This is a genomic window from Luteitalea sp., from assembly GCA_009377605.1.
In the GTDB taxonomy this organism is placed as follows: domain Bacteria; phylum Acidobacteriota; class Vicinamibacteria; order Vicinamibacterales; family Vicinamibacteraceae; genus WHTT01.
The window spans coordinates 8,548-23,761 of record WHTT01000051.1 but is presented as its reverse complement, the minus strand read 5'-3'; the positions used below and the strand labels follow the sequence as shown (position 1 = coordinate 23,761).

The following is a 15,214-nucleotide window of genomic DNA, read 5'->3' as shown; positions in this document are numbered from 1 at the left end:
GCGATTCTACTGCAGGCCTCAGCGGAGCACGTCGAACCTGCGGGAGAACTTGACGGTCAGTGAGCGATCCGTGCGTTCCGGTCGGTCGAAGAGATCATAGAGGCCGCGTGTGTCGGTATAGACAATGAAGAGCCCGGTGTTGGCGGCCCGCAGCCACGCGAAGCGAAAGTTCATCGACCAGAGGTCTGCACGGTCGTTGTACTGCACGAGCGCCTGGACGAACGTGCGGGTGTTGAACGAATAGGAGGCCCGTGTCCTGACGAGGCTGGCGACGAAATCGCCCCATGGGAGATCGACATCGTTGCGCTCGTAGGTCACCTCTGTGGTCAGCGTTTCGCGCAGCCGCATCCGCAGCGTCGGGCTCACCGAGACGCGGTCGCCTCCGAAGAAGCCGCCGATGGTCGTCTCGACGTCGAGGCTGACCGGGGCACCCTGGTTCGTCATGAAGACGAGCTGCGCTTCTCCATGCTCGTACGTACCGGGCGGCACCACCACGTCAGGAAAGATCTCGAACGGTGTGCGCACACCTTCGTGCGTGAGGTTGAAGCCGGTGTGAACCTCGTAGCTGTTCTTGAGCTCCCAGTGATTGTCGATGTGCCAGTGGCCACTCTCCTGGAACCCGTCGAAGCCCCAGAAGCCTCGGTAGGACGTATGCGGGCGCAGCTCCTGGATGTTGAGGAAGCTCTTGGGACGAAAGCGTGTCATCAACCGCGCGTCCGGCTTACGGTACCCGCGACGGGTGAGGAAGCCGACCTCCGGGTTGAACTGCTCTCCCACCTCTTGATAGCCGAGCTCGATGTCGTAGCGCGGCAGATTCGTGCGCGACCGCACGTTGAACGCGACATCGTCCTCGTCTACGCCCGGTGTCTGCGTTTTGGCCACGAAGCTCGAGAGGACGGTATGCTGCCCAACTCCCCATTGGCCATCAACCGCGTACGTACGGTTGTAGTCGTCGGACGAGGCCAGGCTGCCCGTGCCCTGGCGGTTCACGACGAGCACACCCACCGATGAGCGGTTCGGCAGGTCACGGCTCACTCGGGCGACCGAGAAGTTGTTTCCTGGCGTACGATCCTGGAACTCGTCGGTTTGCATGTTCAGCAACCCGATGTTGTATGGACCCCTCTTGCCGGACAAACGAGCGCCACCGAGAATGGGAATGGCTTGACCCGCTTCGCTGATGCCGATACGCCGGCTGAAGAAGAGATCCACCTCGCCAGGGTTGCCCACCGAGAAGAAGCCAGCATTCTCGAGGAAGAACGACCGCTTCTCTGGGAAGAACAGGTCGAATCGATCGAGATTCACCTGCTGATCGTCCACCTCCACCTGAGCGAAATCGGTGTTGACGGTCGCATCGAGCGTGAGGCTTGGCGTCACGTTGTACTTGGCGTCGACGCCGACGTCGCCGAGAAGATCGCTGTCGACGGGCTTCTCACCCGACGCGACCACGTTCCCGAGGGCGTAGGGCGTCACCGTCAGCTGACGAATGCTCGGCGTTTGGAGACCCGAGACGGTCCCGGCCAGCGACAACCTGTAGAGGTCGTACTGCCGCGGGATCGGCGCCCAGTAAGAGCGCTCGTTGCGGCGCCGGATGTTTCGCTGGAAGTTCACGCCCCATGCCTGATCGGTGCCACCCGGAAAGCGCAGCGTGCGAAAGGGGATGGCGAACTCGGCGCTCCAACCGGTGTCGTTGATCTTCGTACGGACCCACCAGGCGCCATCCCAGTTCAGATTGAAACCGCCGCCGGAGCCGGACTGCTGGGTCTGGCTCCGGCCGAGACCGCCGCCCCCTTGGCCCTCGTTGGTGACCTGTCCGTCGTATTCGATGCCAGCTGGATTGGTTCCAAAGACGAACCCGTTGAGGCGATCGCTGTACGTGTCGAAGATCATCTGGAAGCTATCGGTCTCATCCAGCGGTGCGTCACGGCGCGCGTCGGAGACGATGATCGACCGAGGGGCGCGGTCGTAACACACCACGCCAACGTACAGTGTGTTGTCGGTGAAGAGCAGGCGCACCTCGGTGCGCTCGGAAGCTGGCTGTCCCTCGTTTGGCTGCTCCTGCCAGAAAGAGGTGGCCACGGGTGCATCGTGCCAGATGGCCTCGCCGAGGACTTCGCCATCGATCACCGGATCTTCATCGACGCGCATCGCCGTCGTCGACGGGCGGCCACCCGTGGATGACGAGCCGCCGCCGACCTGGAGATCTTGCGCGAGCGTGGAGGTGGCCGCCGCGATCGAGACAAGAGCCGCGAGTAGAGTAGCGATCGGCCGCCCGAGCAGGTGGACGTCTCCGCATCGGACGCCAACAGTTGAGTCCCGAGAGGCAGGCATGTCGGTGTGACTACGACGGGCAGGGCTGCGGCGCAACATGGTGGCGTCTCGAGACGTTTCGAGCTGCAAACCACGGTCGTACGCATCCCGCAGGTCTTGTGCGATCTGTTCAGGAGGGGTTTCCTGTTCCGGCACCGCGACCACATAGTATGCTCTTCGCAAAGGTGGACCGTGGCGCTGTGACAACTCTCGAACGCGACGAGCGGTTCATGCATCTCGCAATGGACGAGGCTCGCAAGGCGGCCGATAAGGGCGAGGTCCCGATTGGTGCGGTTGTCGTTCTCGATGACGAGATCATTGGCGCCGGCCACAATCGACCGATCACGGCATCGGATCCCACGGCGCATGCCGAGATCGAGGCGCTGCGCGCTGCGGCGTCGCGCATCGGGAACTACCGGCTCACGAGCGCGGAGCTCTTCGTCACCGTCGAGCCCTGTCTCATGTGTGTCGGTGCGACCGTGCATGCACGGGTCGCGCGGGTTGTCTTTGGTACGCGCGAGCCGAAGGCTGGGGCGGCCCGCTCCACGATGCGAGCGTTCGAGCATCCGGCCCTCAATCATCGGGTCGAGGTGGTCGAGGGCCTGCTCGAGCAAGAGGCCCGAGGCTTGTTGCAGGAATTCTTTCGTGCACGTCGGCCGGAGGCTCCCGGGTCGGTCGACACGGCCGCCACCCATCGTTCACGCAACTCCATGTGATTGTGTTGTTTAGCGCGTGAATTCGCTGTGATAAGATTAAGAGTCTTGCCTTGCGGAGAGGTACCGAAGTGGTCGTAACGGGGGCGCCTCGAAAGCGCTTTGTCGGGTGATGAGCCTGGCACGTGGGTTCGAATCCCACCCTCTCCGCCAACTCGCCTTCGGCGAGTTGGCGCATCGGCTGGTCTTCCCGTTTGGCGCGACGTGCGCTGCACGTCGCGACCGGCACCGAATCCCACCCTCTCCGCCAAATTATCTACTTTAGAATCAATAGTTTAACGATATAGCCCCGCCGTCCGGGTGCAACGCCGCCGATCTTCGCTGCGTTCTTCGCCTTTGAGATCGCGGTAAATACGCCAGTTTGGGCCACGTGGGTGCCTTGAATAGCCCACGTGGGTGCCTTCAGCACCCTGTCAGCTGTCGACCAAGGGGGCGTGTGTGCTTAGGTCGAGCCGCGTACCCTGCCGCGCGAGCTTGACTGTAAATTCGTTTTGGGAGCATTATACTTTCACGTGTTTAGGGACCAACATTCCAGATGCGGATCATTGCCAAGAGAGCTCTGCGGGAGTTCTGGGAGCGGCATCGCGATGCTGAGGAGCCGCTTCTGGCTTGGTATCGGGAGGTCGAGCAGGAAGATTGGGACACGCCGGCGAAGGTCAAAGAGAAGTATCGAAGTGCCAGCATCGTGGCCAATAACCGTGTGGTCTTCAACATCAAGGGCAACAGCTACCGGCTTGTTGTGAAAGTCAACTACGGGGCTCGTATCGTGTTCGTTCGCTTCGTCGGCACTCACGCGGAGTACGACCGGATCGACGTGGAGGAGGTGTGAACATGGGCAAAATCAAGGCGATTCGGAGCGAGGCTGACTACAACGCCGCGCTCGCTCGCATCGAAGCGCTCATGGACGCCGAGCCCGATACCCCTGAAGGCGATGAGCTCGATGTCCTGGCTGATCTCGTTGAGCACTACGAAGAGAAGCATGTCCCGATGGGCTTTCCCAGCCCAGTCGCGGCCATCGAGTTTCGTTTGGAACAGGCGGGCCTCGCACCACGAGATCTCATCCCGTTCATCGGCAGCCGAGCCAAAGTCTCGGAAGTGCTCTCGGGCAAGCGACCGCTGACGATGCCAATGGCGCGTGCTCTCCACGAGCACCTAGGAATTCCGGCCGCGGTGCTTCTGCAGCAGCCGGGTGCCGATTTCGATACGGAGATCGAGACGCTCGAGTGGGACCGCTTTCCGATCAAGGCTATGGCCAAGGCGGGATGGATTCCTACAGTCCGAAATCTAGCCGCTCGTTCTGAGGAGTTGGTGCGCGACCTGATCAAGCAGGCCGGTGGCCCGACGGTCGCGTGTGCGGCACTCTACCGCAAGAGCCATCAGACACGAGCTAACGCGAAGACAGATCCGTTTGCCCTCAAGGCGTGGTGTTGGAAAGTGCTGGGTGACGCCAATCGCGAGAAGCCGTCCGTGATGTATCGCCCAGGGACAGTGACGCTCGAGTTTCTTCGCCAGCTCGCTCAGCTCAGCTGGTTGGAGGAGGGGCCGCGCCTAGCGAAAGAGTCCCTTGCCAAGCACGGCATCCCGCTTGTGATTGTCGCTCATCTTCCCAAGACGTACTTGGACGGTGCTGCGTTGAAACTCGGTGACGGAACTCCCGTCATCGGGTTGACGCTGCGCTACGACAGGCTGGACAATTTTTGGTTCTGCCTACTGCACGAGCTCGCACATGTCGGATGGCACATGGACATCGATGGCCAAGCGGCGTTCGTGGACGATCTGTCCCTGCGTGACGTCGGTGGCGCGCCGGACGATCCCCGGGAAGCGCAGGCAGACGAATGGGCCGAGGAAGCGCTGGTTCCTCGAGCCATTTGGGAGTCGAGTGCTGTACGGGCGGAGCCGACGGCGATGTCCGTCATCAGCCTCGCCAATGCGCTCAAGGTGCATCCCGCTATCGTCGCCGGAAAGATTCGGCACGAGCAGCGGAATTACCGCTTGCTTTCACAGTTCGTCGGAATAGGTGCTGTGCGGCATCACTTCGGGAAGCCGGGGCCCTCTTCATCTCGTCGGAACAATCGGAAGACTCAGTGAGGCTCCATGGCTCGACGCATGACCCTGGCTCAGTTCAAGAGCCACCTGCAGCAGCAGGGCAATCAGCGACGTCAAGCAATCAATCGCTACAACCAGGTTGTTCAGAGTCACAACCGTAAGGTCAAGACGGCGATCGACAGCTACAACCGCGAGGTGCGCGCCTACAATCAGCGGCTCCGCGCCAACCAGCAGCGTGTGCAGCAGGCCATCCGTCAGCTGCAATCTAGGCCGGTCGTGGTGACGCGCTACGTCACGTTCCGAACCTCAGTCGAGACCCTGCACCGGTCTTACGTTGCCCTCGACCGCGACCAGGGCTACGCGGCAGAGATGGGCGAACTACTCGATCTATCCGAGCGCGAGAACGCCAACAGCCTCGACGTGATGAATGCCCTGCTGAACGAGCAGGGCGCGCAACTCGCCGGCGACGACTTGGCCAGGTTGAAGGACACCCGCATCACGGGCGAGCTTGTGACGCTCTCGCCGGATCTCGATAGCCGCTGGCGCGGCGCACTCTTCGCCCTCGACCCACGAAATCCCGACGCCTCGCGGCACTTCTGCACCAGCTCCCGCGAGATTTTCACCGAGATTCTCGAGAAGCGCGCGCCGGATGACGCCGTGCTGCAGACGTTTCCTGATTGCGCCAAAACAAAGGACGGCCGCCCGACACGTCGCGCCAGGATTCAGTTCGCGCTGCACGAGAGGGGATTGCTCACCGCTCCGCTCGAGCAGTTCATCGATGACGATGTCGAGAACATCATCGAGCTGTTCAAGGTGTTCAACTCAGGCACCCACGGCGAAGCCGCGAGTATCTCGTTCCCGAGCCTCGTGGCCGTCAAGACGCGCGTTGAAGATGGCATCGTCTATCTGAGTCGCGTGTTCGCCTGAGGCCCGGGGTGAGGCGGACCACTTCGCACGAACATGCCCGTAAGAGCCGAGATCCTGAAGGCGCTCGCCGACTTCATCGCCAACGAAGGCGGGATGAAGTTCCAGCATTTGGCAGTCGCCCTTGGCCGCATGCGGTGGCCGGAGCTGATTGCCTCCGAGCGCAGGGCTGACCTCGGGCTTGACGCCTATGCCAGCGCGCTCCTGTCGGCTGACGGCGTCGGCAAGGGGCTGGCCTCATCTACGACGCCAACACTCGAGAAGATCGTTGCCGACGCCGAGAGGGCAACGAAGCACTACGGCGACCTGAAGTCACTGATCTTCGTCACGCCGGACACGGTCAGCAGGAAGAAGCAAGGGCCATGGGTGACGGAGATTCGCTCCAAGTACGGCCTTGAGCTCACCGTCATCGAGCGCGAGGACATTGTCACGTCGCTGATGTTGCCGGCGGGCGTGATGCTCTGCCGGAACTTCCTGCACCTGGACATTCCGGTCGAGCCCGGCCTTGCCGAAGAAGTCGCGCGGATAAAGGCGGCGGTGGCCGAAAGTGCCGCCAATCTCGCGGCGCGGGTCAAAGGGCCGATGATCGCCCTGCGGGCGCACAGGCTCGAGGCCAATGGTGCCGAAGCCGTCGATGTCTTCACCGTGAACGACATCCGCACAGCACTCTGCCAGAACCGGCGCATCGTGCTCGAGGCGCCGGCGGGCCGTGGCAAGACCACCACGCTCGTCCAGCTCGCGAGCGACGTGCAAGCCGGCCAGATCCCCATCTTCATCGACCTGCCAGGGTGGGTCGTTTCTGGACGCGGCATTCTGGAGTTCATTTCCGGCACGCCGCAGTTTCAGGCGCAGGGGCTCGACGCGGGCGCGCTCGCCCGCGCCCAGACCGCTGAGCAGCTCTGGTTCCTCCTGAACGGGTGGAACGAGGTTGCCGAGTCCAGCTCCGAACGGGCCGAACAGGCGCTGCGCGACCTCGACCTGCACTTCCCCCGTGCAGGTATCGTCGTCGCAACCCGGATGCATCATCTGGTCCCGCCGCTGCCGGGCGCGGTCCGGCTGCGTCTGCTTCCGCTGCTCCGGCGCGAGCGGGCCGCGTACCTGGCCGCGCGCCTGGCCGCCAAGGCTCGCGGACTGCAAGCGCTGCTCGATGCAAAGCCAGTCCTCGACGACCTGACGCGGACGCCCTTCATCCTTTCGGAGGTGGCCTCGCTCTTCGAAGCGGGAGTGCCGATTCCTGAGACGAAGATGGGCGTGCTCGGCGCCGTTACCGAGCTGCAGGAGAAGGGCGAGCATCGCAACGCCTTGCAGGGAGCGCCTCTGTTCGGCCGTGCCAGCGACTACCTGGAGGCGCTCGCGACGGAGATGACCCGGCGCGGCGCTGTCTCGCTGCCTGAAGAGGATGCCCGCGCCATCACGGTTGCCGTCGCAACGGACCTGGCGTCGCGCAATCAGATCGCCGATGTGCGGGAGCCTGCGGCCGTCCTTGCCGCGCTGTCCGCTCACCACGTCCTTGAGCGCGCGGATTATCCGGGCGTGTCGTTTCGCTTCGGCCATCAGCAGTTTCAGGAGCGCTACGCAGCGCTTGGCATCGCGGGCAGCCTCTTTGCCCTGGCCGAGGGCGATGCCGACGGGCTGCGCCGCTACACTTCCCATTACGTCAACGAACCCGCCTGGGCGGAGTCGCTGCGCATGGTCGCCGAAACACTCGGCATCGCGACCGGCCATGCGGAAGCTGACAAGCGCCAGGTCCGCGCCGGGCGGGAGCTTCTCGAGATGGCGCTTGCCGTCGACATCGTCTTCGCCGGTGAACTCGCGCATCTGTGCGGAGCGGCTGTGGGGGTTGATGCTCGGCAAGCATTTGGCGGCCGACTGCGCGCACTTCATGCCGGCCCTGATGCGAGGTTCCGCGACCTCGCGGTCGCGGCTATGCTGGCAACCGGCTCGGACGACTTTCAGGACATCGTCGCTCCCCTCCTGTCGTCGGCAGACCGGGAAACGAGGCTCGGCACGTATCGCCTCTGGCCGGACTTCAGTGTCAGCAGCCTCGGTCCAGAATGGCGCAAAGTCGTGAGTGCATGGCCTGACGACGTGCGAGCGGACTTCGTCTCGGAGATGCTGCACAATGGGCTCAACCCCGAGGCCGCGGCTTTCGCTGCTGCCGACAAGAGCGCCGTCGTGAAGACGGCATGCGCGGAAGCGCTTGCCTGGACCGGGTCGGACGATGCACTGGCGAGTGTGCTCGGCAGCATGGACGCGCCGGCCTTCGAGGCCTTCGCGCTTGATCACATCGACCAGGTGCCAGCCGCACTTCGCGCCAACGCAGTTGCCGCGCTGAAGGAGTTCATCGCCGAGACGAAGGACGAGCTCAAGCGTCTACGGACTGCGCTGAACCTGATTGAGGCTGGAGAGGTCGGCTGGGACGATGTCGTGAAAGGCGCGCTCGCGGCGCTGCGTCCCGAAGATATGCGGAACGCGGAAAGCCACTACATCCAGCCAGCCGTCGAACATCTGCACAAGGCCGATCCGGCGTGGGTAAGCGAATGGCTCGCCGTGCAGGTCGGCGAAGGCGTTCTCTACCACGCCGACCACTGGCTGACGTTCGCACCCGCCGTACCCGAGGCCCTGGTGGACAAGTACGTGGGCCGCCTCGAAACCGAGGACCTCAAGCACGCGCGGTTCGAAGGGATGATTCGGGTCATCGCCGGCGGCGCGACCCCGACGCTGGCAGCTCGCATATATGCGAAGGTGCGTGAGCTGCGCGGCAAGGTGGAAGCGGAGCCAGAGACCCGTCCCGAGCTCGAGTGGGCCATCTTGAGGCAACTCGAAGCGGCCTTCCGCGCGCTCCCTGACGACGTCGCGGTAGCAGGCATCCTCGCATCCATTACCGGTACGGGTGAGCCCATCGACATCATCGTGGCCGCGCACCTCCTCCGCAAGGTCGGGCGGCGCAATGACACGCCGCTGCAGCTCGGCGACCTGAGCCTGAAGGCACGTCTGCGGAAGTACCTGAAGGGAAACCTCGAGACCGTCTTGAAACAAGACGACTTCGACGGCCAGGACAAGGCGAACCTGGCGTCAGCGCTCGCGCAGCTTGGCCACGCCGAAGACATGCCCGACCTTGTCACCCTCATCAAGGCCGATATCGAACGTGTGCGACGCGGCCGAAAGGCGAGGGCCGACGGAGATCGTGGTCCGCTTGGCAATGGCGGGAGCATGAGCTATTCCGGTTGGCATGTTGAGGCCGTTCTCCAACTCGACCCCGCGGGTGCGCAGCAGGTGCTCGTCGGCCTGTTGCCGCAGCCGGAGTATGCCGTCGATGCCGCGCAGGCGATGGCCCGTGATTTCCATCCGAAGCCAGAGCGCGCATTCGACAGGAAGTTTCGCTACGAGCTGATGTGGGCTGCTCGCGAAGGACTTGCTCCCGCACTGCCCGACAATGCCCGCCGTGAGCGCTACGCTGAGGCTCTGAACGCCGAAATCGCGCGCCTCCTAATGCTGCCGGAAAACGAACGGCCGATGCGGGAGCTGAAGGAGCTCGCAAAGGCGCTCGCCGCGATCGACGGTGGCGCCTCGGCGGCGGTCATCGTGGAGGTCATGGCGCTTCCGGCCTCATGGGATGAATACACCCGCGCCGATGCCGTTGAGCTCTTGCTGGCCAGCGGTGTGGTGGTGCCTTCAGCCGCTGCCTTCGGTATCGTTGACTCTATCCTGAAGCGTTCGGAAAAGTACGGGCTGCAGGATTCCGAGAAATACCTGTTCCAGCGCGCAGTCGCACTGTGTGCTTTCGTTGACGAGCCCGCGAAGGGCGTTGCGAAGATGCGCGAGGCCATCACAGCGCGCCGCCTGTACTGGTACGACCTGCGCGAGATCGTGATTGCGCTTGGCGAGAGCCGATCCGACGCGGCCCTCGACTATCTTCTCGAACTCGCCTCAGACCCGAACCTCTTCGAGGCATGCGAGGAGAACCTCATCAACGCCTTCGCGGCGCTTGATACGCCACGCGCACGCGAGGTTCTCCTCGGGCTCATCGAGCCGGGAGCGGGTGGCATCACCCTGCCACCACGGCCACACCGCGAGGATGTGCTCGTGGCCCGCATCAGCGACCTCGCCTGGCGCGAGCCCGCCATCGCGCGGCGCCTCATCGCCTTGTGCGAGCGCGACCTTCCCGACCTCAATCGGCACCTCCTCTGCAAGGTGATGAACTGGCTTGGGACGGCTGAGGCACGTGCGGGGGCGCTAAATCTCATCGACGACAGCAAAGGCTGGGGAGCGATTCCATGGGGTGTCCGCGAGCTTCTCGAAGGCGCCTTCGTTGAGCGCAGGCCGTACGGGGACAGCCCCGGCGTCTTCACGCAGCATGCGCGCGCGTCGAATGAGCTCCGCACGTCGTTGTTCAAGATGGCAAACAGGGACGCGAAACGCCGCAAGTCCGCCTTTGGGCTGCTCGGCCAGATCGAAGAATGGCGTCTTGAACGCGGCCGTCCGGCGGGCGAACCGCGCCATCCCGATTTCCAGTCTGGCTCCCCTTGGCCGCCGATGGAGCCGGCATGACGTTGCTAAGCCGTGACGGCCGTTCCGTCACAATCTGATCGCTGTCGCAAGGTTTCAGAGCCAGATCGGGGAGTCCGGCCGGTTGGTGCAACCAGGTGCAAGGCGCCGCGGCAGCGATGGGCATTCACGGCACTCTCGGCAACGTGGTTTCTGTAAGTTACAGATTCTAAAAGGTTCTGCCGGGTTCGAATCCCACCCTCTCCGCCAATAAGCCCTTATTTTTCAAGTATTTGTATTGATGGGCACCTGCGCGGGCCACGTGGGTGCTCGCGCACCCGTTCGTCGGCCCTGCGGTCCTTTGTTTTCAAAGACTTACCTGGCCACACGGGTTCTGGTGCAACGCGTGATTTCCTCTTCTGCGCCCGCCCCGCACAGGACCGCTCGCGCGTTGTCGTGAAACGCATCTCATCCTTGCTGTGCTTTGGGGCGATCGATGGCGGGCCGCGGTCTACAATGAACATCGGCGACACCGCCATGGACCTGCAGCAGAAGCGTAACGACATCCTCCGCATAGCGTCACAGTACGGGGCGTACAACCTCCGCGTGTTCGGTTCCGTCGCGCGTGGCCACGACCGCGCGCACAGCGACGTCGACGTGCTGGTAGATATGGACCCCGACCGTTCGTTGCTTGACATCGTGGGGCTTGGCCAGGATCTCGAAGCCCTGCTTGACCGCAAGGTGGACGTGGTGACCGGCGCGAGCCTACACCCAGCGCTCCGCGAGCGCATCCTGGCGGAGTCGCGACCGCTGTGAAGGACGAACGGGTCTACCTCGGTCACATCCGCGACGCCATCAACGACATCGAGCAGTACACATCGGTGGGCCGCGACGCGTTCATAGCCGAGCGGATGCGCCAGGATGCCGTCATTCGCAAGCTTGAGATCATTGGCGAGGCCGTCAAGCAACTCTCCGCTACTACGAGGGAACGTCGTCCGGAGATCCCTTGGAAGCAGATCGCCGGAATGCGCGATCGTCTCACGCACGATTACTTCGGTGTGGACCTCGCGTTGGTTTGGCGTGTCGTGGAGCGAGACCCGCCTACGCTGAAGGCAGCCGTTGCCGCCTTGCTCTAACGGCCCCCAGCCAGCCATCTGCTCGCAGATCAGCACGCAGTATGTTGAGATCAGCACGCAGTATTGCGTTGTTGCCTGAAGCAAGGTATCGTCATACTTGCCTAAAGCAAATATGACCGACAAGCGACGCGACCCCGAGCACTACGTGCCGTTGACGCCGATCGCGTTCGAGATTCTGCTAGCCGCCGCGGAAGGCGAGCGACACGGGTACGACGTGATGTTGGCGATCGAGCGCAGAACTGGCGGACGCCTCAGCCCGAATCCCGGCACTCTGTACCGCGCGCTCGACCGCCTTGTGCATGAGGGGCTGCTCGAGAAGACGACGCGCAGCGATCCGCAAGATTCAGAACCGCGGAAGCTCTTTCGCCTCTCTCGCCTCGGCGCGCGCGTGGCGGCTGCCGAAGCCGCGCGCCTCGCGGACCAGGTGGGCGCTGCACGTCGACTGCTCAAGCGATTTGGCAACGTGTCATGAACAACGAGCGCTGGTTGTGTCTCGCCGATCGCATCTTCCGCTGGCTTCTGTACGTCTATCCCAAGCCGTTTCGTGACCAGTACGCGGACGACATGGCCCGGGTGTTCCGGCTCCGATGTCGACGTGCCGCCGGCGAACGAGGTGGCATCGCGGCCGGGTGGACGTGTGCAAGGGGACTGTCAGATCTTGTCGCAAGCGGCCTGATCGAACGCGTGCTCCAGCGGCGGGAATCGAGAGTTGATTCGCAGGTACGAGTATCCGAGGGTGACACCATGGTGAGCAGGATTAGGCAGAATCTTGGCTATGGATGGCGCACGTGCCGGCGGCGGCCGGGATTCGCGCTCGTGCTGACTGCGACGCTCGCGCTCGGAACCGGCGCGACGATTTCTCTGTTCAGCATCGTCGATGCGGCGCTCGTGCGTCCCCTGCCGTATCCAGAAGCCGATCGCATTGTGTCGCTGCTGCAGCGCGATTCGCGATTCGGCTTGGCGCCGTTCGCGCCGCCGTATCTGCAGGATTTGCGCGAACGGACGACCAGCTACTCGCATCTCGCCGGCTTCTCGTCCACGTGGGATGTGACGCTGACCAGGGTCGGGGAGCCTCGCAGGGTGCCAGCCGCGTTCGTCTCGGATCAGCTGCTCGCCATTACTGGAATCGGTTTGGAACAAGGCCGCGACTTCATGCCCGAGGAGCACAAAGCCGGAGGCAGACCGGTGGCGCTCGTCACACGCGGGTTCTGGGATCGCACCTTTGGCCGCGGCGTGTTGTTGAACGGGCAAATTGTTCGCCTCGACGACAAATCGTTCACGATCGGAGGTATTCTGGCGGAGCCTGCGCATCTGCCCGTCACGGCATCCATCGTAAACCGCGACAGTACTCGCGCGCAGGTGTGGCTGCCGTTCGTGCACAATCCGCTCGCGCAGGTCCGCACGATTCCGTTCATGAACGTCATGGCGCGGCTGAAGCCTGGAATCGCAGCCGCGCAGGCGGAGGCGGAGCTCCAGAGCGTCGGCGGGACGCTGCACCGCCAGGCCGGAGACGCCAGGCAGCCCGCTGACTTCGCGGTGATCGCCACCAGCGACCTGATCTCACGCGACTCGCGCCGCATAGTTCTGGTGCTGTTTGGGGCGGCGCTGTGTCTACTGCTGATTGCGTGCGTCAATGCCGCAAACCTCCTGCTGGCTCGCGCGTCGGCGCGTCAACAGGAGCTCGAAGTACGCGCCGCGTTGGGCGCATCGCGTGGCCGCATCACGGAACAGCTGCTGACGGAGAACCTGTTATTTGCCGCAGGCGGATCGCTTGGCGGTCTCCTTCTTGCCTGGTGGTTGCTGTTATCAGTGCCGGCGCTGGGAATTGGCAATCTCCCGCCGACCGCTGAGATTGGAATCGACCTGCGCGTCGCCAGCTTTGCCGTGTTGCTGTCGGTGATGACGACGATGCTGTTTGGGCTCGCGCCAGCGTGGCTGTCGTCGAAGACCACGGCGACGGTGACGCTCAGGGAGGGGCGCCGAACGGTCGGCGGGTCGAGCCGTGCGCGTAACGTGCTGGTCATCGTCGAGGTTGCTCTCGCATTGACGCTGCTCATCGGCGCGGGGTTGTTGTCGCGCAGCCTGTGGCAGCTGACCAATGTGCCGACCGGTTTTCAGGCTGAGGGTGTGCTTGGTCTTCCGGTGGCGGTGCCCGAATCACGCTACGCGACGGCCGCTGCGCGTCGCGTGTTCTTCGCCAAGGCGTTCGGCCGCCTCGCCGAGCTTCCGGGCGTGCAACGTGTGTCGGCTGTCAACCGGGTCCCGTTGGCTGGATCGAATGTTTATGTCGGAATGGAGATAGAGGGGCAGCCCTCCGCAGGAGAGCCGCCCGCCATGGACCGGCGTGTCTCGTTTCCCGGTTACTTCGAGCTCATGGGTATCCTGCTCATGCGCGGCCGCGATTTCGAATCGGCCGACGATGCGGAGAGAGCCGAACCCGTGGCCATCGTGAATGAGATGGCCCTGCGTCGATACTGGCGCGGCGGCGACGCGCTTGGCCGGCGTGTGCGATTGATGCTGCGGAACGGCCCAGGCCCATGGCTGACGATCGTTGGCGTCGTCGGTAACGTGCAGCACCACGAGCTTGCTCAGCCGCCGCAGCCGGAGGTGTACGTTCCTTATGCACAGGCGTCCGTCGAGAGCATGGTGGTGCTCCTGCGCACCGGAGCCGATCCGGCGGCGCTCCTGCCGGAGGCAAAGGCGGCCATATGGGCGCTCGATCGCGATATGCCGCTCGATGGGGCCGGCCTGCTCAGTGATCTTTTGTTCGACGCCAGCGCCCAGCAGCGCTTCCGCGCTCTCGTGCTCAGCGCGTTTGCCGTGCTCGCTCTCGGCCTGGCGACAATCGGCATCTATGGCGTCATGTCGTATTCAGTCGCGCGTCGCAATCGCGACATCGGCGTCAGGGTTGCGCTCGGCGCGCAATCGCGCGATATCCTCCACATGATTCTTCGCGAAGGCCTAGCGCTGACCGCCATCGGCCTGGTAGCGGGTGTGGCGGCGTCGCTGGCGCTGTCTCAGATGTTGGCGGGTCTGCTGTTTGGCGTAACGGCCACTGATCCACTGACGTTTGCCGGCGCGGCCGCCGTGCTGACGGTGGTAGCGTTGGTGGCCAGCTATGTTCCGGCACGCCGTGCGGCTCGCCTCGATCCGATAGCGGTCCTGCGCCTGGAATGATGCGGTCTAAGACGGTCTAAGACGGTCTAAGACGCAAGGCGCGTCTGCTCGCTAACGGCACTTCGAGTTCCCGTTCTCTTAGCGACGCCAGCATGCTCGGCGGATTAGTACGCTTCGACGTCTTCGACGTCGACCACGTCCACATCTTGCACGTGCTCGTCGATGACCCGGTTGCATCGCTGCGCCAATCCTGACGCTCGAATGCCTTCACACACTGTCCTGACCCCGCAACCACGCTCTACCTCGGTGCAATCCGGTGCAAGGCGCGACGGCATCGCCGGCATTTACGGCAACCCTGGCACTTTAGAATCTGTAACTTACTGATTCTAAAGGAGCTGACTGGGTTCGAATCCCACCCTCTCCGCCACCTCGCCTTCGGCGAGTTGGCGCATCGGCTGGTCTTCCCGTTTGGCGCGACGTGCG

The 15,214-nt window shown here is 63.5% G+C and carries 10 protein-coding genes and 1 tRNA gene; 10 read left to right on the top strand and 1 reads right to left on the bottom strand.

The window, feature by feature from the left end:
• Window positions 1-18: 18 nt before the first annotated feature.
• Window positions 19-2,328, bottom strand: a complete 2,310-nt coding sequence (locus GEV06_17155; protein ID MPZ19626.1) for a hydrolase — start codon at window positions 2,326-2,328, stop codon at window positions 19-21.
• 149 nt (window positions 2,329-2,477) lie between these two features.
• Here GEV06_17155 and tadA point away from each other — a divergent pair, with 149 nt between their 5' ends.
• The 10 genes from tadA to GEV06_17105 all read left to right on the top strand — a co-directional run bounded on the left by tadA (window position 2,478) and on the right by GEV06_17105 (window position 14,791).
• Complete coding sequence (tadA, locus tag GEV06_17150) at window positions 2,478-3,023, top strand: tRNA adenosine(34) deaminase TadA (GenBank protein ID MPZ19625.1); 546 nt, start codon at window positions 2,478-2,480, stop codon at window positions 3,021-3,023.
• 54 nt (window positions 3,024-3,077) lie between these two features.
• A tRNA-Ser gene (locus GEV06_17145) sits at window positions 3,078-3,173 on the top strand.
• Between the two features lie 382 nt (window positions 3,174-3,555).
• The gene (locus tag GEV06_17140; GenBank protein ID MPZ19624.1) at window positions 3,556-3,849 is read left to right on the top strand and encodes a type II toxin-antitoxin system HigB family toxin; all 294 of its coding nucleotides are present in this window, start codon (window positions 3,556-3,558) and stop codon (window positions 3,847-3,849) included.
• A 2-nt stretch (window positions 3,850-3,851) separates the two neighbouring features.
• Window positions 3,852-5,108: an ImmA/IrrE family metallo-endopeptidase gene (locus tag GEV06_17135; protein MPZ19623.1), complete on the top strand. Its 1,257-nt coding sequence runs from the start codon at window positions 3,852-3,854 to the stop codon at window positions 5,106-5,108.
• A gap of 6 nt (window positions 5,109-5,114) precedes the next feature.
• Complete coding sequence (locus GEV06_17130; GenBank protein MPZ19622.1) at window positions 5,115-5,993, top strand: hypothetical protein; 879 nt, start codon at window positions 5,115-5,117, stop codon at window positions 5,991-5,993.
• Between the two features lie 33 nt (window positions 5,994-6,026).
• On the top strand, window positions 6,027-10,541 hold the full coding sequence (locus GEV06_17125; protein ID MPZ19621.1) for a hypothetical protein: 4,515 nt from the start codon (window positions 6,027-6,029) through the stop codon (window positions 10,539-10,541).
• 453 nt (window positions 10,542-10,994) lie between these two features.
• Window positions 10,995-11,294: a hypothetical protein gene (locus GEV06_17120; protein ID MPZ19620.1), complete on the top strand. Its 300-nt coding sequence runs from the start codon at window positions 10,995-10,997 to the stop codon at window positions 11,292-11,294.
• A complete protein-coding gene (locus GEV06_17115; GenBank protein ID MPZ19619.1) occupies window positions 11,291-11,614 on the top strand; it encodes a DUF86 domain-containing protein in 324 nt (107 codons plus the stop codon). The genes GEV06_17120 and GEV06_17115 overlap by 4 nt, the downstream gene beginning before the upstream one ends.
• A 112-nt stretch (window positions 11,615-11,726) precedes the next feature.
• The gene (locus GEV06_17110) at window positions 11,727-12,086 is read left to right on the top strand and encodes a PadR family transcriptional regulator (protein MPZ19618.1); all 360 of its coding nucleotides are present in this window, start codon (window positions 11,727-11,729) and stop codon (window positions 12,084-12,086) included.
• Complete coding sequence (locus GEV06_17105) at window positions 12,083-14,791, top strand: FtsX-like permease family protein (protein MPZ19617.1); 2,709 nt, start codon at window positions 12,083-12,085, stop codon at window positions 14,789-14,791. Before GEV06_17110 ends, GEV06_17105 begins: the two co-directional genes overlap by 4 nt.
• Window positions 14,792-15,214 lie beyond the last annotated feature (423 nt).